Annotated in this window: 17 protein-coding genes; 16 read left to right on the plus strand and 1 reads right to left on the minus strand. The window is 71.3% G+C overall.

What is annotated here, in order from left to right; translation table 11 throughout:
* Positions 1-119: 119 nt before the first annotated feature.
* The 11 genes from mshA to F1721_RS13420 all read left to right on the plus strand — a co-directional run bounded on the left by mshA (position 120) and on the right by F1721_RS13420 (position 10,934).
* Positions 120-1,415 (plus strand): D-inositol-3-phosphate glycosyltransferase, encoded by a 1,296-nt coding sequence (gene mshA / locus F1721_RS13370; RefSeq protein ID WP_150067000.1) that lies wholly within the window; start codon positions 120-122, stop codon positions 1,413-1,415.
* A complete protein-coding gene (locus tag F1721_RS13375; RefSeq protein ID WP_150067001.1) occupies positions 1,412-1,924 on the plus strand; it encodes a type III secretion system chaperone family protein in 513 nt (170 codons plus the stop codon). The genes mshA and F1721_RS13375 overlap by 4 nt, the downstream gene beginning before the upstream one ends.
* Positions 1,925-1,985: 61 nt before the next feature.
* Positions 1,986-2,807, plus strand: a complete 822-nt coding sequence (locus tag F1721_RS13380; RefSeq protein WP_150067002.1) for a DUF4349 domain-containing protein — start codon at positions 1,986-1,988, stop codon at positions 2,805-2,807.
* Between the two features lie 564 nt (positions 2,808-3,371).
* Positions 3,372-3,803, plus strand: a complete 432-nt coding sequence (locus tag F1721_RS13385; RefSeq protein WP_150067003.1) for an OsmC family protein — start codon at positions 3,372-3,374, stop codon at positions 3,801-3,803.
* A gap of 42 nt (positions 3,804-3,845) precedes the next feature.
* Positions 3,846-4,589 carry a phosphoglyceromutase gene (locus F1721_RS13390; RefSeq protein WP_150067004.1) on the plus strand — a complete coding sequence of 248 codons (744 nt, stop codon included), beginning with the start codon at positions 3,846-3,848 and terminating at the stop codon, positions 4,587-4,589.
* Between the two features lie 282 nt (positions 4,590-4,871).
* A complete protein-coding gene (locus F1721_RS13395) occupies positions 4,872-6,104 on the plus strand; it encodes a sensor histidine kinase (RefSeq protein WP_195141758.1) in 1,233 nt (410 codons plus the stop codon).
* Complete coding sequence (locus tag F1721_RS13400) at positions 6,101-6,781, plus strand: response regulator transcription factor (protein WP_093145679.1); 681 nt, start codon at positions 6,101-6,103, stop codon at positions 6,779-6,781. Before F1721_RS13395 ends, F1721_RS13400 begins: the two co-directional genes overlap by 4 nt.
* Positions 6,782-6,912: 131 nt before the next feature.
* Positions 6,913-7,941, plus strand: coding sequence for a Ppx/GppA family phosphatase (locus tag F1721_RS13405; protein WP_150067005.1), 1,029 nt, complete (start codon positions 6,913-6,915; stop codon positions 7,939-7,941).
* Positions 7,938-8,999, plus strand: a complete 1,062-nt coding sequence (locus F1721_RS13410) for a hypothetical protein (protein WP_150067006.1) — start codon at positions 7,938-7,940, stop codon at positions 8,997-8,999. The genes F1721_RS13405 and F1721_RS13410 overlap by 4 nt, the downstream gene beginning before the upstream one ends.
* A 109-nt stretch (positions 9,000-9,108) precedes the next feature.
* A complete protein-coding gene (locus tag F1721_RS13415) occupies positions 9,109-9,966 on the plus strand; it encodes a sugar phosphate isomerase/epimerase family protein (protein ID WP_150067007.1) in 858 nt (285 codons plus the stop codon).
* A gap of 179 nt (positions 9,967-10,145) precedes the next feature.
* Entirely contained in the window at positions 10,146-10,934 is a 789-nt protein-coding gene (locus F1721_RS13420; protein ID WP_150067008.1) for a thioesterase family protein, read from the plus strand.
* 195 nt (positions 10,935-11,129) lie between these two features.
* Here the strand turns inward: F1721_RS13420 and F1721_RS13425 are convergent, their stop codons facing one another.
* Entirely contained in the window at positions 11,130-12,758 is a 1,629-nt protein-coding gene (locus F1721_RS13425; RefSeq protein ID WP_150067009.1) for a long-chain fatty acid--CoA ligase, read from the minus strand.
* Positions 12,759-12,915: 157 nt separating this feature from the next.
* Between F1721_RS13425 and proC the strand changes: the two genes are divergently transcribed.
* The 5 genes from proC (at position 12,916) to F1721_RS13450 (ending at position 17,228) form a co-directional block, all read left to right on the plus strand.
* On the plus strand, positions 12,916-13,731 hold the full coding sequence (proC, locus tag F1721_RS13430) for a pyrroline-5-carboxylate reductase (RefSeq protein ID WP_150067010.1): 816 nt from the start codon (positions 12,916-12,918) through the stop codon (positions 13,729-13,731).
* Between the two features lie 357 nt (positions 13,732-14,088).
* Positions 14,089-14,313 carry a helix-turn-helix domain-containing protein gene (locus F1721_RS13435; RefSeq protein WP_150067011.1) on the plus strand — a complete coding sequence of 75 codons (225 nt, stop codon included), beginning with the start codon at positions 14,089-14,091 and terminating at the stop codon, positions 14,311-14,313.
* Between the two features lie 203 nt (positions 14,314-14,516).
* Entirely contained in the window at positions 14,517-14,618 is a 102-nt protein-coding gene (locus tag F1721_RS13440; protein ID WP_010241351.1) for a 30S ribosomal protein bS22, read from the plus strand.
* A gap of 634 nt (positions 14,619-15,252) precedes the next feature.
* Complete coding sequence (locus F1721_RS13445; RefSeq protein ID WP_150067012.1) at positions 15,253-16,317, plus strand: NAD-dependent epimerase/dehydratase family protein; 1,065 nt, start codon at positions 15,253-15,255, stop codon at positions 16,315-16,317.
* Positions 16,317-17,228 carry a lysophospholipid acyltransferase family protein gene (locus F1721_RS13450; protein WP_150067013.1) on the plus strand — a complete coding sequence of 304 codons (912 nt, stop codon included), beginning with the start codon at positions 16,317-16,319 and terminating at the stop codon, positions 17,226-17,228. Before F1721_RS13445 ends, F1721_RS13450 begins: the two co-directional genes overlap by 1 nt.
* Positions 17,229-17,611: the final 383 nt, after the last annotated feature.

The following is a 17,611-nucleotide window of genomic DNA, read 5'->3' on the forward strand; positions in this document are numbered from 1 at the left end:
ACCGTCGCGGGTCGGCCCGGTGTTGCGGGACTGCGGCGGGAATGTTTCCGCCACGCCGGATGTCGGGTCCTACGTGCACCCCGAAACCCTCGGGGCGCCCCGCTCGCGATGGACAGCAGATGACCTCCAGAACGTTACGCATGCGGCCGCGCCGCGCGGCCGTCTTCTCGTTGCACACCTCACCGCTGGAGCAGCCGGGCACCGGTGACGCCGGGGGCATGAACGTCTACATCGCGCAGACCGCGCGGCAGCTCGCCGAGTTCGGCACCGAGGTCGAGATCTTCACCAGGGCGACGTCCTCGGACGTCCCGCCGATCGCCGAACTCGCCCCCGGCGTCCTGGTCCGCAACGTCGTCGCCGGTCCCTTCGAAGGCCTGGACAAGAACGAGCTGCCGTCGCAGCTGTGCGCCTTCGCCGCCGGGGCGCTGCGGGTCGAGGCCCGCCACGAACCCGGCTACTACGACATCGTGCACTCGCACTACTGGCTGTCCGGGCAGGTCGGCTGGCTGGCGCGGGAGCGCTGGGGCGTGCCCCTGGTGCACACCGCGCACACCCTCGCCAAGGTCAAGAACGCCAACCTCGCCGAAGGCGACACCCCGGAGCCGCGGGTGCGCGTGCTGGGCGAGGAGCAGGTCGTCCACGAGGCGGACGTGCTGGTGGCCAACACCGAGTTCGAGGCCGCCGACCTGATCAACCGCTACGACGCCGACCCGGCCTCGGTCGCGACCATCCCGCCCGGCGTCGACCTCGACGTGTTCACCCCGGGCGACCGTGCCGCGGCGCGCGCCGAGCTGGACCTCCCGGAGGACGCCGTCGCGCTCGCCTTCGTCGGCCGGATCCAGCCGCTGAAGGCGCCGGACGTGCTGCTGCGGGCCACCGCCGAGCTGCTGGCGCGGCACCCGGAGCTGCGCGAACGCCTGGTCGTGCTGGTGGTCGGCGGGCCGTCCGGCAGCGGTCTGGAGCGGCCGAGGGCGCTGCAGGAGCTCGCCGCGGAACTGGGGATCACCGACGTGGTGCGGTTCCTGCCGCCGCGCTCCGGGTCGGCGCTGGCCGCCGTCTACCGGGCCGCGGACGTCATCGCGGTGCCGAGCCACAACGAGTCGTTCGGCCTGGTCGCGCTCGAGGCGCAGGCCTGCGGGACGCCGGTGGTGGCCGCCGCGGTCGGCGGGCTGCCGGTGGCCGTCGACGACGGCGTGTCGGGGCTGCTGGTGGACGGGCACCGCACCGAGCAGTGGGCGGACGCGCTGGGTTCCGTCGTGCTCGACCCGCAGCTGCGGGCGCGCTTGGCCGCCGGAACGACGGCGCACGCGGCGCAGTTCTCGTGGCGGAGCACCACCGAGGCGCTACTGGATGCCTACGCGCAGGCGAAAATGGCCTTCCACGCGCAGCTGCGCATCCAGGAGGTGACGGCGTGAGCCTCGACGAGGTGATCAGGTCCACTTTGGACGAGAACGGGCTGGAGCACCGGGAGAAGGGGCCCGGCCGGTTCTTCGTCTCGCTGCCCGGGACCAAGAAGCTGCAGACCAACTGCTGGCTGATCGTGGCCGAGCACGCCCTGGTCGTCGAGGCGTTCGTGTGCCGCCAGCCGGACGAGGCGCACGAGGAGGTGTACCGGTTCCTGCTGCGCCGCAACGCGAAGCTCTACGGGGTGCACTACACCCTGGACGCCAACGGCGACATCTACCTGATCGGCCGGATCGGCCTGCACGCGGTGACCCCGGAGGAGCTGGACCGGGTGCTCGGCCAGGTGCTGGAGGCCGCCGACGGCGACTTCAACACGCTGCTGGAGCTCGGGTTCGCCACCGCCATCCGCCGGGAGTGGGGCTGGCGCGAGTCGCGCGGCGAGTCCCTGGCGAACCTGCAGCCGTTCCGCCAGCTCGTGGAGCGCGACGGCCCCCTGGAACCGCTGCACGACCAGCAGTAGGTGCAACCGGGAGATCGCACCGCTCCGTCCTCGCTGTGTCCGAACCGACGCGGAGGAGTTGATGGTGCGATTACGTTGGTCGTTCCTGGTCGTGGTGGCGGCCGGGTTGCTCGCGGGGTGCTCGTCGCCGACGAGCACCGAGTCCGGCAGCAGCGCGAGCGAACTGGCGCCCCAGCGCAGCGCCGACTTCAAGGCGGAGCAGCCGACCGCCAACAACACCGCTGACCAGCAGCGCGAGGTGATCCGCACGGCGGAGCTGGACCTCGAGGTGGACGACGTCGCTGGCGCGAGCGCGGAGGTCCGCCGCCGCACCGAAGCGGCCGGGGGCCACCTGGAGCAGGAGAACAGCTACCGCACGAGCACGACCCTGACGCTCCGCATCCCGGCGGCGGAGCTGGACCGAGCGCTGTCCGACCTCTCCGCGCTGGGCCGGGTGACCTCCCGCAGCCAGCAGGCCCAGGACGTCACCGACCAGCTGGTGGACACCCGGAGCCGCATCGACTCCCAGAGGGCCAGCGTCCAACGCCTCCGCGAACTGATGAACCGGGCCCAATCGGTCACCGAGATCGTCTCGATCGAGTCGGAGCTGACCACCAGGGAATCGGAACTGGAGTCCCTCCAACGCCGCGAAGCGGCCATGGCCAACCAGGTAGAACTGGCCACCCTCACGGTCCGCCTCGACACCGAACCAACGACGTCGGACGAGGACACGGGCTTCCTAGCAGGCCTGACCACGGGCTGGCGAGCCCTCACCGAAGCCGGAGCAACAATCCTCACGGCAACAGGAGCGATCCTCCCCTTCGCAGCAGCCCTCTCGGTCCCAGCAACGGCCCTCTACGTCCTCCACCGCCGCAAAAAAGCCCTCAAGAACCCAACGCCCTAAACCCCGTCCCGGGTCATACACAAGTCAGGGCACCCGGAGTCCAGGCGGGCGCTGAGGTTCCGCTACCGGCACCGCTGCGCAAACCAGCCACTCATTGAACGGAGGACCGCGGGGGCGGCTCGGGAGAGAGGGGGAGTCACGAGCTCGAGCCGCCCCGCGCGGGGGGTCCCGCCTGACGGGCCGATGGGCGGGGGGCACCCCGGGCCCGGCGGGCGCGGTCCGTTGGGGGATTCGGACCGCGTTCACGCTCTCTCGTGATCGGGGAGTGCGTGGGAGCCGATCAAGGAGAGCGTTGTCAACTTCGCAGAGTCATGCAGTCGCCACAAGGCCGCCACATTACTCCATTGGTGTGATGTTCGCGGCAAAAAGTAACGCATAGGAATCAAACTGTCGTCGATTCTCCAACGAAGGTGATGGTCGCCACTTTCGTGTCACGTTGCCGCGATGATCGCATAACTGTCGAGTGAACCGCACAACCAAATGTGCGGGTCACGGCGCGTTGCGGGAGGGTGGGTGCGGCGGAGGTCGGCCGCCTCCGCGGACCCCCCCACCAGGAGCGGTGAGATGACCGATCGCAATGCCACCACGCAGTGGACCGGGGACCTCAAGTCCGGTTCCGGTTCCGTCACCCTCGACTCGTCCAACGCTGGGCAGTTCCCGGTCACCTGGGCGTCGCGCGCCGAGGAGCCCGATGGTCGCACCAGCCCGGAGGAGCTGATCGCGGCCGCCCACTCGGCGTGCTACTCGATGCAGCTGTCCGGGCTGCTGTCCGCGGCGGGCACCCCGCCGGAATCGATCGACACCAGCGCCGAGGTCTCCTTCGGGCCGCGCGGCGACGGGTTCGCCATCACCGGCATCGCGCTCACCGTCCGGGCGAAGGTGCCGGGCATCAGCCCGGAGGTCTTCAACGAGACCGCGCTGAAGGCCAAGGAGATCTGCCCGGTCTCGGCCGCGCTCACCGGTACGTCGATCACGCTCGACGCCGCGCTGGGCTGACCGGCGGCGAGGACCGGCGGCTCGGCTCTATAGCCTGGGGATATGACTTCGACCCTGGTGCTGCTGCGGCACGGTGAAAGCACGTGGAACGCCGAGAACCTGTTCACCGGCTGGGTGGACGTCCCGCTGTCGGAGAAGGGGGAGGCCGAGGCCAAGCGCGGCGGTGAGCTGCTGCGCGAGGCGGGCGTGCTGCCGGACGTGCTGCACACCTCGCTGCTGCGGCGGGCGATCTCCACGGCGAACATGGCCCTGGACGTGGCCGACCGGCACTGGATCCCGGTCCGCCGCGACTGGCGGCTCAACGAGCGCCACTACGGCGCGCTGCAGGGCAAGAACAAGAAGCAGACCCTGGAGACCTACGGCGAGGAGCAGTTCATGCTCTGGCGCCGCTCCTACGACACCCCGCCGCCGGAGATCGAGCTCGGCAGCGAGTTCAGCCAGGACGCCGACCCGCGCTACGCGGACCTCGGCGCCGACCTGCCGCGCACCGAGTGCCTGAAGGACGTGGTGGCCCGCCTGCTGCCGTACTGGGAGTCGGCGATCGTGCCGGACCTGCGGGCCGGTCGCACGGTGCTGGTCGCCGCGCACGGCAACTCGCTGCGCGCGCTGGTCAAGCACCTCGACGGGATCTCCGACGACGACATCGCCGGGCTGAACATCCCGACCGGCATCCCGCTGCGCTACGACCTGGACGAGGACTTCAAGCCGACCAACCCGGGCGGCACCTACCTCGACCCGGAGGCGGCGGAGAAGGCCGCGGCCGCGGTCGCCAACCAGGGCCGCTGACCGGATCGACCCGAGCTGGAGGGCACTCGGCGCGCGCCGGGTGCCCTCCGCGCTTCCCCGGACGAGCGGAAGGTGCCGTGCATTCGTCACTCATGTGGGGGACTGGTGGCGAGAAATCGCCGTGGTGGCGAACGGAGCGCGACCGGCGTCCCTGCGGTACGTGAACTGGCTGCCAGCGCCGGGTGAAGCGGAGGTGAAGAAGCCCCCGTTTCGTGTCACGGGTATCACGGAACGCCCTCGTAGACTGGCCTTTCCCCACCCCGGCGCGCTTACGATGCTGGCGTGACCGCTTTGGGCTACACCGCCCTGATCATCGGCGTGCTCCTGGTGGGCGCGGCCGGTGGCTTCGCCATCGCGCGACTCCGCTACTACGGCCGCGGCAAACCCGAGGGGCCGACCGTCGCGGAACTGCTCCAGCGGCTGGTGCACACCAGCGCCAACGGCGTCGTCGTGCTCAACAAGTTCGGCGACGTGGTGCTGCACAACCCCCGCGCCGACGAGCTCGGCATCATCCGCGACCACCGCGCCGACCCGCGCGCCCAGAAGGCCGCCGAGCAGGCCCTGGAGACCGGCAAGGCCGTCCCGGTCGACCTCTCCCCGCTGACCGACCGCCCCGCGCTGCGCGGCCGCGGCCCGGCCGCGGTGCTCGGCGAGGTCCGGCCGCTGGGCGACGGCTTCGCCGTCGTCGACGCCGGGGACGAGTCCGATTCGGTCCGCCTGGAGGCCACCCGCCGCGACTTCGTCGCGAACGTCAGCCACGAGTTGAAGACCCCGGTCGGGGCACTCGCGCTGCTCGCGGAGGCGGTTCTGGACGCCGCCGACGATGCTGAGGAAGTGCGGCGGTTCTCCACCAAGATCCTGCACGAGTCGACCAGGCTGGGCACCCTGGTCTCCGAGCTGATCGCGCTGTCCCGGCTGCAGGGTGCCGAGCGGCTGCCCGAGATGACCACGGTCGAGGTGGACGCCGTGGTCGAGGAGGCGCTGGGCCGCTGCAAGCTCGGCGCGGAGTCCGCGGGGATAGAGATCGCCGTCGACGAGCCCACCGGCTACCTGCTGGACGGCGACCGGACGCTGCTGGTCACCGCGCTGAGCAACCTGATCGACAACGCCGTGTCGTACTCCCCGCCGGGCAGCCCGGTGTCGATCAGCCGCCGGCTGTCCGGGGACTTCGTGGAGATCGCGGTCACCGACCGCGGCATCGGCATCGAACCCGAGTACCACGAACGGGTCTTCGAGCGGTTCTTCCGGGTCGACCCGGCCCGCTCGCGCGCCACCGGTGGCACCGGCCTCGGCCTGGCCATCGTCAAGCACGTCGCCGCCAACCACGGCGGCGAGGTCAAGCTCTGGAGCCGCACCGGTACCGGCTCCACCTTCACGCTTCGGGTGCCCGGGCACGGCGCTCGCACGACCGACGGCCAACCGGCCGTTGATCCGGATCGGGCGGCGCTGCCCGCCCGGTCCACCGACGAGAGTGCGGACGGGGTCACAACCGTCGAAACGGGAGGAGTCCGGTGACCAGGGTGCTGATCGTGGAGGACGAGGAGTCCTTCGCCGACCCGCTCGCTTTCCTGCTGCGCAAGGAGGGCTTCACGGCGGCAGTGGCCGCGAACGGACCGGAGGCGTTGGACGAGTTCGACCGCAACGGCGCGGACATCGTGCTGCTCGACCTGATGCTGCCCGGCATGAGCGGCACGGACGTGTGCAAGCAGCTGCGCCAGCGCTCCTCGGTGCCGGTGATCATGGTGACGGCCCGGGACAGCGAGATCGACAAGGTCGTGGGCCTGGAGCTGGGCGCCGACGACTACGTCACCAAGCCCTACTCGGCGCGCGAGCTGATCGCGCGGGTGCGCGCGGTGCTGCGCCGCCGCGGCGAGGCCGAGGAGCTGCAGCCGCAGGTGCTGGCCGCGGGGCCGGTGCGGATGGACGTGGAGCGGCACGTGGTGACCGTCGACGGCGAGGACGTCAACCTGCCGCTGAAGGAGTTCGACCTGCTCGAGTACCTGCTGCGCAACGTCGGCCGGGTGCTCACCCGCGGTCAGCTGATCGACCGGGTGTGGGGCGCGGACTACGTCGGCGACACCAAGACGCTGGACGTGCACGTCAAGCGGCTGCGCTCGAAGGTCGAGCCGAACCCGGCCGATCCGCGCTACTTGATCACGGTGCGTGGCCTCGGCTACAAGTTCGAAGCGTGATCCCGCTCGCGTGACCGGGAGCACGACTTGCACCGGCGGAGCAGGTCCGAGGGCCGTTCGGGGCGCTCGGGTGGGCCGTTCGCGGGCCCACCCGACCCCCGGTCGTGTGCGCAGCCGGTAATTTGTCGGTCATGCGCCTAGGGGTGCTCGACGTCGGATCCAACACGGTCCACCTGCTGGTGGTGGACGCGCATCGTGGTGCCCATCCGACCCCGATGACATCGGAGAAGACCGTGCTGCGGCTCGCCGAGCGGATCGACGCGCACGGCGGCCGCCTCAGCGAGGACGACGCCGCCGAGCTGGTCCGCACGGTCGCCGACGCGCAGGAGTCGGCGATCGCGGCCGGGTGCGAGGAGCTGATGGCCTTCGCGACCTCGGCGATCCGGGAGGCCGACAACGCCGGCGAGGTGCTCGGCCGGGTGACCGCCGAGACCGGCATCGAGCTGGAGGTGCTGCCCGGCGAGGACGAGGCCCGGTTCACCTTCCTCGCCGCGCGCCGCTGGTACGGCTGGTCCGCGGGCAACCTGCTGGTGCTCGACATCGGCGGCGGCTCGCTGGAGCTGGCGATGGGCATCGACGAGCAGCCCGACCTGGCGGTGTCGCTGCCGCTGGGCGCCGGGCGGATGGCCCGCACCATGCTGCACGACCCGCCCCGCCAGGACGAGGTCAAGAAGCTCCGCGAGTGGCTGCAGGGCCAGCTCGCGCCCACCGCCAAGCAGTTCCGCAAGCTCAGCCGCCCGGACCGGGCGGTGGCCAGCTCCAAGACCTTCCGGTCGCTGGCCCGGTTGACCGGCGCCGCCCCGGCCTCGGCCGGTCCGCGGGTGCCGCGCACCCTGACCGAGACCGGCCTGCGCCAGCTGATCTCCTTCATCACCCGGATGTCGTCGCAGGACCTGGCCACCCTCGACGGGGTCAGCGCCGCGCGGGCGCACCAGCTCGTGGGCGGTGCGCTGGTGGCGGAGGCCACCATGAAGGCGCTGGGGCTGAAGGAACTCGACATCTGCCCCTGGGCGTTGCGTGAAGGGGTGATCCTGCGGCGGCTGGACCACACCAACGGAGACAGTCACACTGCCATCCAGGACCGAGCGGCGTTGCGGCTCGCCGGGCCTGAGGACGGAACTGGACGCTGGACGGAGCACGGGGCACGGTGGGAGCGATGAATCGGGACAGCGGGGCCGATCAGCCCACCCAGCGCACCGTTGCGGAGCTGCTGGCCGAGTACGGCAGCAGCGGCCAGAAGAGCAGCCGTCGGCGGCGCAGGCGCGCCGAGGACCCGAGCGAGACCGCGCCGCAGGCGATCATCGAGCGGGTGCTGTCGGACAGCGGCCAGATGCGCGCCATCCAGCCCGACGCCGAGCCCCCGCAGTACCGCAGCCACCGGGCCACCGGTCGCCGCCCGGCCGCTCCGCCACCGCCGCCCGCCGCCAAGCCACCGGTGCCGCCCGCGCCGGAACCCCCGGCCCCGGAGCCGCCCGCCGCCGAGGCGCCCGCGGAGCAGCCGGGTGGCCCGAGCTACTGGGCGCAGCGGTTCGCCACCGCCGGTGGCAACAAGCAGCCCGCGCCCGTCGAGGGCGATGCCGAGGCGACCATCCAGCAGCCCGCGCTGCGCGCCGATGCGCCGCCGGTGCCGCCGACGGCCCCCAAGGCTCCGCCGGAGCCACCGGTGCCGCCCAAGACGCCGCCGGAGGGCGTCACCGAGCAGCTGCCGCGCGTCGCCCCGCCCGCGGCACCCGTCCCGGACGAGGGCACCGAGGTGCTGGCCGTCCCCGCCGCACTGCCGGAGCGGGCCGAGGAGGCACCGGAGCGCGCGGACGATGACCCGTACGACTTCGACTCCTACGAGGAGCCGGAGCCGGAGTACGCCGAGGACGACGACTACGACCCCGAGCTGCCCGCGGGCATGGGCGCCGACGACTACCGCGAGGACGAGGCGGAGGAGGAACCGGAGCCGCCGTCGCCCGCCAAGGAGTGGGGCACGCTGGCCGTGCAGGGCGTCGCCGGGCTGGTCGGCGGCGGTGCGGTCTGGTTCGGGTTCCGCTGGCTGTGGGGCTTCCACGCGCTGGCGGCGTTGGCCGCCGCGCTGCTGTTCACCGGTCTGCTGGTGCTGATCGCGTGGAAGTTCCTGCGCAACAACGACCTGCAGACGATCCTGCTGGCCGTGCTGGTCGGCCTGTTCTGCACGGTCTCCCCAGCAGCTCTGCTCCTGATCAGCCACTGATCCACGCGGATTTGGCAGACTCGCCCCGGGAGCTGCGGTGTGAGATATCCGCCGCTCGCGGGTACCGCAGCGTGACCCTCCAGCGATCGTCGGTCATCCTTGGCAGGACATGACAGTGCAACCGCCACCGCGCGAGGACGCCCCGGGACGCATCCCGGTCGGGTTGTCCAGCGCCTCGGTGTGGCCGCAACCGGCCCGCGCCGCGTTCGAGATGGCCGCCGACCTCGGCTTCGACGGGGTCGAGGTGATGGTCTGGGCGGACGCGGTCAGCCAGGACGTGGCCGCGCTGCACCGGCTCTCCGAGCAGCACGGCGTGCCGATCCTGGCCGTCCACGCGCCCTGCCTGCTGATCACCCAGCGGGTCTGGTCGCCGGAGCCGGAGGAGCGGCTGCGCCGGTCCGTGGTGGTGGCCAGCGAGCTCGGTGCGTCCACAGTGGTCGTGCACCCGCCGTTCCGCTGGCAGCGCCGCTACGCCGACGGCTTCGGCGAGCTGGTCGCCGAGCTGGAGGAGACCAGCGGGATCGCGGTCGCGGTGGAGAACATGTTCCCGCTGCGCCCGCCGAGCACGCTGAACCGGCTGCGCGGCGGGAAGTCCAGCGGGCTGTCGGCGTTCAAGCCGTCGCCGGACCCGACCGAGGTGGGCTTCAACAACTACACGCTGGACCTCTCGCACGCCGCCGCCGCGCACGTGGACGCCATCGACCTGCTCAAGCGCATGAAGGGCGGGCTCGCGCACGTGCACCTCGCGGACGGGACCGGGGCGCCGCGGGACGAGCACCTGGTGCCGGGGCAGGGGAACCAGCCCTGCGCCGAGGTCTGCGAGGCGCTCGCGGCCGACGGGTACCAGGGGTCGGTGGTGCTGGAGATCAACACCCGGAAGGCGCGCAATCCCCAGCAGCGGGCGGCGTTGCTGGCCGAGGCGCTGCTGTTCGCCCGGATGCACCTGCAGCCGCTGCAGTCGGCCTGACGGTTTCGCGCGAAATCGCCGGTTCGGCGGGCGCGCGGAGTCCCCGCCCGGTGCGGAATCGCCCGTTCCTGGCGTTACCCGGTGCCTGATGATCAACTTCTGTCAAGGTCACTAGAATCGGTGACCATGAACCCGTTGCGCGCATCGGTCGTCGAGCGCATCCGACCACTGGACCGCATGTGACCGAGGCCCTGGACCCCTTCGCGGCGGCCACCTCGGTGCGCTCGCTCGGCGACGGCAGCTACGTCGCCAACCTGCATCCGGACTGGGCCGTGGGCGACCACCCGCACGGCGGCTACCTGCTGGCGCTGCTGACCAGGGCGCTGGGCGACGTGACCGGGCTCGAGCCGCTGGCGGTCAGCGCCCAGTACCTGCGCCCGCCCCGGGTCGGACCGGTGCTGATCCGCACCGAGATCCTCAAGGCGGGCAAGACGGTCACCGCGGCCCGGGCGCTGCTCGAGCAGAGCGGGAAGTCCTGCGTCGACGCCACGATCACCCTCGGCAAGGCGCCCGAGGGCGAACCGGCGTGGTCGGAGCTGCCCGACATGCCGGTGAACCCGCCGTCGAACGCGATCGACCTCGGCGCCGGCGAGCAGCGCAAGTACTTCTCGCTGGCCCAGGTCTGCGACATGCGGCTGGACGCGGACACCGCGGAGTTCCTCGACGGCCGCACCGGACCGCCCCGCCTGCGGATGTGGGTCAAGCCCCGGGAGGCCCAGCCGGACCTGCTGTTCGGCCTGGTCGCCGGGGACCTGACGGTGCCGGTCACGCTGAACCTGGCCCGCTTCGGCTGGGCCCCGACGGTGCAGCTGACGGCCCTGCTCCGCACGGCCCCGGCCAACGGCTGGCTCCGCCTCGCGGTGGACTGCCGAGCGGTCCAGGGCCAGTGGTTCGACGAGGACGTGACGGTGGTGGACTCGATGGGCCGCCTGATCTGCCAGGCCCGCCAACTCGCCATGGCCCCCTGACCTGCCGCAACTTCCATTGAAATCGAAGATCCGATTTCAATGGAAGTTGCACTTCCCCGGCGCGTCGAGCACCCGACACGCCGGAAGGTGTTGGACGGGTCGTCCGGACGGTGCCGGACCTCCGCGATTTCAATGGAAATCAGACGTCCGATTTCCATTGAAATCGCGTTCGGTGACGTGCGCGTCCGGACGGGCTCAGCCCAGGCGGGTCACGTCGAGCTCGCCGTCGGCGTGCTGCTTGCGGAGGCGCTTCTTGTCGAACTTGCCCACGCTCGTCTTCGGCGCCTCCGGGATGAACGTCCAGTACTCCGGCAGCTGCCACTTCGCCACCGAGCCCGCCAGGAAGTCGCGCAGCTCCGCGGCGTCCACCTGCTGGCCGTCGCGCAGGACCACCGCGACCAGCGGGCGCTCCGACCACTTCTCGTCCGGCACCCCGATCACCATCGCCTCCGCGACCGCGGGGTGGCCCATCACCTTGTTCTCCAGGTCCACCGACGAGATCCACTCGCCGCCGGACTTGATCACGTCCTTGGCCCGGTCGGTCAGCTGCACGAAGCCGTCCGGGCTGATGTGCCCGACGTCGCCGGTGCGCAGCCAGCCGTCGTGGAACTTCTCCGGGTCGTCGTCGCCGTAGTAGGAGGCGGTGATCCACGGCCCCCGGACCTCCAGCTCGCCGACGCTCTCGCCGTCCCACGGCAGCACCTGGTCGTCGTCGCCGACCAGCCGCGCCTGCACCCCGGCCGGCGGGCGGCCCTGGCTGGCCCGGTACTTCCAGAGCTGCTCGCCGGTGACCCCGGCGGGCGGCCGGGCCACGCTGCCCAGCGGCGAGGTCTCCGTCATGCCCCAGGCGTGCAGCACCGGGATGCCGTACTTCTCCTCGAAGGTCTTCATCAGCGACGGCGGACAGGCTGCCCCGCCCACCACCACCTCGCGCAGCGAGGACACGTCGTGCGGGTCGGCCGCCAGGTGCTGCAGCACGCCCTGCCAGATCGTCGGGACCGCCGCGGCCATCGTCGGGCGCTCCGCCGCGGTCATCTTCACCAGCGGTTCGGGCTGCAGGAACCGGTCCGGCATGACGATCGAGGCGCCCACCATGAACGCCGCGTACGGCAGGCCCCAGGACATCGCGTGGAACATCGGCACCACCGCCAGCGCCCGGTCCGCCTGCGACAGCGCCATCCCGTCGGTCATGCACACCTGCATCGAGTGCAGGTAGATCGAGCGGTGCGAGTACACGACGCCCTTCGGGTTGGCCGTGGTGCCGGACGTGTAGCACATCGCCGCGGCCGACCGCTCGTCCAGCTCGGGCCAGTCGAACTCCACCGGCTGCCCGGCCAGCAGCTCCTCGTAGCCGTGCACCTCGACGCCCTTCGGCGCCTCCAGCGCGGCCTTGTCGCCGCCCGAGACGATCACGTGCCGCACCGTCTTGAGCTCCGGCAGCAGCTTGCCGAACAGCGGCAGCAGCGTCGCGTCGACCAGCACCACCTCGTCCTCGGCGTGGTTGGCCACGTAGACGAGCTGCTCCGGGAACAACCGGATGTTCAGCGTGTGCAGCACGGCACCCATCGACGGCACCGCGAGGTAGGCCTCCAGGTGCTCGGCGTTGTTCCACATGAACGTGCCGACCCGCTGGTCACCGGTGACGCCGAGACCGCGCAGCGCGTGCGCCAGCTGCGCCGCCCGGCGGCCGACGTCGGCGTAGGCCCGGCGCCGCGAACCCTCGCCGGTCCAGGTGATGACCTGCGCAGACGCGCCGTGCGGTCCGCTGCCTTGCTCGAGGATCCGGGCGATCGACAGGGGTGCGTCCTGCATCGTGCTGAACATGATCAGAGCTCCTTCGGGTCTGGATCGCACGGCCGTGGCGGGCGCTGTGGTGGCAGACACAGTAACTGCTGTGATCGAGCTGCGGGAGATCTCCGGACGAACCGGGCAGCGGTCGGCTGGTGCTGCTCGCGGAGCGTGGTCTGGCACCCTGAGCGGCATGACGACGATCGCCGTACTCGGAGCCGGAAAGATCGGGGAATCCCTGCTGACGGGGTTGCTGAAGGCCGGACGCGCCCCGGCGGACCTGCTGTTCACCGAGCGGTTCGCGACCCGCGCCGCGGAGCTGACCAAGGCCTACGGCATCACGCACGTGGACGTGGCCGCCGCCGTGCAGCGCGCGGACGTCATCGTCGTCGCCGTCAAGCCCCAGGACATCGAACCGCTGCTCGACGAGATGGCCCCGAACCTGCCCGCCGGCAAGCTCGTGGTGTCGCTGTGCGCGGGCCTGCCCACCAAGCTGTTCGAGCGGCGGCTGCCCGAGGGCACTGCGGTGGTCCGGGTCATGCCGAACACGCCGATGCTGGTCGGCGAGGCCATGAGCGCCATCTCCGGCGGCTCCCGCGCCTCGGACGAGGACCTGGCGCTGGTCGAGGAGCTGCTCGGCAGCGTTGGCAAGGTGGTGCGGGTGCCGGAGGCCCAGCAGGACGCGGTCACCGCGCTGTCCGGCTCCGGCCCGGCGTACTTCTTCTACCTGGTCGAGGCGATGATCGACGCGGGCATCCTGCTGGGCATCCCGCGCGCCACCGCCGCCGAGCTCATCGTGCAGTCCGCGGTCGGCGCCGCCGCGATGCTCCGCGAGGGCGGCGGGCACCCGGTGATGCTGCGCGAGGCGGTCACCTCGCCCGCCGGAACCACCATCGCGGGCATCCGCGAGCTGGAGAAGCACGGCGTCCGAGCGGCGATGATCGACGCGATCGAGGCCGCCCGGGACCGGTCGGTGGAGCTCGGCGCGGTCCACGAGGACCGCGACTGAGTGCCTGTTCGGTGCTTGCGTTGCTCGGGTGGTCGCTTGGCGGAACCTGAGCGCTTCCCCGGACTGCGGGTGCCCCTCCTGATGTATGTCCAATACGCGGCGGAGGGGCCGTCCTCGCCGGGAAACCGCTCAGAACCCGCCGGTGGTCGCCCTGCGCAGGTGGATGCAAGCAGCTGACGCCGCTTCCACGAGCGAGGACGGCTTCGCCGACAGCTTTTGAAGGACGGACGAATACTCAGGTAATTCGGCCATCGCAGGTTCCCCAGCCGTCCCGCTACTCTCGATAGAGCACGTGCGTGAGGTTTCCGTCGGAGGGGAAGCCGACGGCGCGACACGTGCCGAAGGGCACGGTGAAGCATGTCTGCGAACTCCGAACCCAGCCAACAGGCGCCACCGAACATGGGTCAGGTGCGGTTCCTCACCGTCGCCGAGGTCGCCAAGCTGATGCGGGTGTCGAAGATGACGGTCTACCGGCTCGTCCACGCCGGCGAGCTGCCCGCAGCACGCGTGGGCCGGTCGTTTCGGGTGGCGGAGAAGGACGTCCACGCCTACCTGGAGAGCGCCTACTACAACGCGGGCTGACACTGGTCGACGGGCACCGCCGCCGGTCGCCGCGCGCACGCGCGGGGCCGCCGGACGGTGCCCGGCGGCGTTTCGAGGGACCACGGCGGCAGGGGCCCGCACCAGGGCAGGTAAAGTTCTGGGGTGGTCGTGCCTGGTGCGCTCATCGCGGCTGCGCCGGCGCGGGAGACGTTCGAACTGCCGTCAAGAGTGAAGGAGTCCGCATGGGCTCGGTCATCAAGAAGCGCCGCAAGCGCATGTCCAAGAAGAAGCACCGCAAGCTGCTCCGCAAGACGCGCGTCCAGCGTCGCAAGTTGGGCAAGTGACCTGCGCGCCGCCGCCGACCACCCGCAGGGGTCGGCGGCGGCTTTTGTTTCTGGGGTGGTCGTCTTGCGTGGCGGTGCAAGTGGCGGAACCTCAGCGCCCGCCTGGCTGTGGGTGCCCTGACTTATGTATGACCAATACACGGCGTCAGGGCCGTCCTCGCCAGGCGAACGCTGAGAACCCGCGGCGGTGCAAGCTGCGAGGGTGGGTTATGCGCCTAGCGGCGCATGCGACGATCTAACGATCGGTGCCGGACGCCCACCGCGGTCGCTGTCTACCGCCGGAAGCGGCTTCGCCGCTTGCCTGACGGTGGCCGATTCGCCGACTTCCCCTCACCACTCTTGCTCGCCTTGCGGCTGCCGGTTCCGGCCGTGGTCGGCTTGTGCGCTCACCTTGCTGCTTCTGCTTTGGTTGTGGGTTGTTTTGGCTGGTCCTGGGTTGTGAGTGCTGTCTGGGGTTGTGGCGCCAGAAAGTGGTCACGGGTTCTGAGCAGGCTGAACCGTGGCTTTGGCCGTGCGATCGGGGGTGGGTGCTGCCGGGGACCCGGCACTTGTCGGTAACCGCGGTGTAGCTGGTTGTGGTGCTGGTGGCGGTAGCATCGGGCTTGGTGGCCGTGGTCGAGACGCGGGGAGACGCATGGGCCCGAACGTCGTGCTGGTGACCGGGGTCAGCCGGTTCCTGGGCGGGCACCTCGCCGCTCGGTTGGCCGCCAACCCCGCGGTCGGCCGGGTGCTCGGGGTCGACACCGTGCAGCCCGGTCGGGACCTGCTGCGTCGGATGGGGCGCACCGAGTTCGTCCGCGCCGACATCCGCAACCCGCTGATCGGCAAGGTCATCGCCAACGCCGGGGTCGACACCGTGGTGCACGCGGCGGTCAACACCCACTCCGGTCCCGGGGGCCGCGCCGCGGTCAAGGAGATGAACGTCATCGGCACCATGCAGCTGCTGGCCGCCTGCCAGCAGTCGCCGCAGGTGCGCAAGGTCGTGGTCCGCTCCACGTGCGCCGTGTACGGGTCGAGCTCGCGGGACCCCGCGGTGTTCACCGAGGAGATGGAGCCCAAGGACCTCCCGTCGTCCGGGTACGCCAAGGACGCCGTGGAGATCGAGGGGTACGTGCGCGGCTTCGGCCGCCGCCGACCCGACGTGGACATCACCACGCTGCGGTTCAGCAACCTGATCGGCCCGCGCATCGACGCGATGCTCACCCGCTACTTCGCCCTGCCGGTGGTGCCCACCGTGCTCGGCTTCGACGCCCGGCTGCAGCTGCTGCACTCCGAGGACGCGCTGGCGGTGCTGGAGCGGGCGACGCTGGCCGAGCGGCCCGGCGTCTTCAACGTGGCCGGAGAGGGCGTGCTCATGCTCTCCCAGGCGATCCGGCGGGCCGGGCGGATCGCGCTGCCGCTGCCGGGCCCGGCGGTGCTGCCGGTGACGCAGTTCTTCCGCAGCGCGCGGCTGGTCGACTTCTCCTCCGAGCAACTGCGCTACCTCAACTTCGGCCGGGTGCTGGACACCACCAGGCTCCGCGAGCAGTTCGGGTTCACCCCGCGCTGGACCACGCAGCAGGCCTTCGACGACTTCGTCCGCGGTCGCGGCCTGCGGCCGGTGGTGGACCCCGAGACCGTCCTGGCCGCCGAGCGCGGCGCCGGGGACCTGCTGGTGAAGCTGCGCGGCTCGTCCACCGCGCGGGATGTGGAGTCGTGATGGCGGATGCGCAGGTGATCCCGCTGCGACCGGAGGACCGGGACCGGCAGGCCCCGGAGCCCGCCGAGCCGGGCTGGGAGGACGCCGTCGCCGAGGTCCTGGCCTTCGCCCGGCGGCGGCTGCTCGGCGACTACCGCGTCGACGAGTTCGGCTTCGACGAGGAGCTGACCGACGAGGTGTTCCTGCGGCTGCTGCGGCCGTTCTACGACAAGTGGTTCCGGGTGGAGGCGATCGGCACCCACCACGTGCCCGCGGACCGCGGCGCGCTGGTGGTGGCCAACCACTCCGGCACGCTGCCCTGGGACGCGCTCATGACCACGGTCGCGCTGCACGACCACCACCCGGCGTCCCGCCACCTGCGGATGCTCGGCGCCGACCTGGTGTTCCAGCTGCCGGTGCTCGGCGCGCTGGCCCGCAAGGCCGGGCACACGCTGGCCTGCAACCCGGACGCCGAGCGGCTGCTGACCGGCGGTGAGCTGGTGGGCGTCTGGCCGGAGGGCTTCAAGGGCATCGGCAAGCCGTTCAAGGACCGCTACAAGCTGCAGCGGTTCGGGCGCGGCGGGTTCGTCTCGGCGGCGCTGCGCACCGGGGCGCCGATCGTGCCCTGCGCGATCGTGGGCGCGGAGGAGATCTACCCGAAGTTGGCCGACATCAAGCCGCTGGCCCGGCTGCTCGGGGTGCCGTACTTCCCGATCACGCCGCTGTTCCCGCACTTCGGGCTGCTGGGCGCGGTGCCGCTGCCGTCGAAGTGGTACATCGAGTTCGGCGAGCCGATCGAGACCTCCTCCTACCCGGAGGGCGCGGCCGACGACCCGATGCTGGTGTTCAGCCTCAGCGACCAGGTCCGGGAGAACATCCAGCACACCCTCTACCGCCTGCTCTCCCAACGCACCAACGTCTTCCTCGGCTGATCCGCACCTCGCGATTTCATTGAGGTTTTTCCAGCCTCGTTCTGCGTGGCGGTGCGGGTGGCGGAACCTCAGCGCCCGCCTGGACTCCGGGTGCCCTGACTGATGTATGCCGATACACGGCGTCAGGGCCGTCCTCGCCAGGCGAACGCTGAGAACCCGCGGCGGTGCGAGTTGCGAGGGCGGGTTATGCGCCTGCGGCGCATGCGACACCGGCCGGCCGGTGCCGGTCGCCCTTCGCGGCTGCGGTCCACGGGCAGGATGAACAAGTTCAATGGAAATCGGACATCCGATTTCCATTGAAATCGCGGGTCCACGCCCGGCGCCGGGGCGGGGGATTGTACGGCCGGGAGGGGGTTGGTGCCGCGTTGCGGCGGGGGCCGGTC

It is taken from the genome of Saccharopolyspora hirsuta, from assembly GCF_008630535.1.
GTDB lineage: Bacteria > Actinomycetota > Actinomycetes > Mycobacteriales > Pseudonocardiaceae > Saccharopolyspora > Saccharopolyspora hirsuta.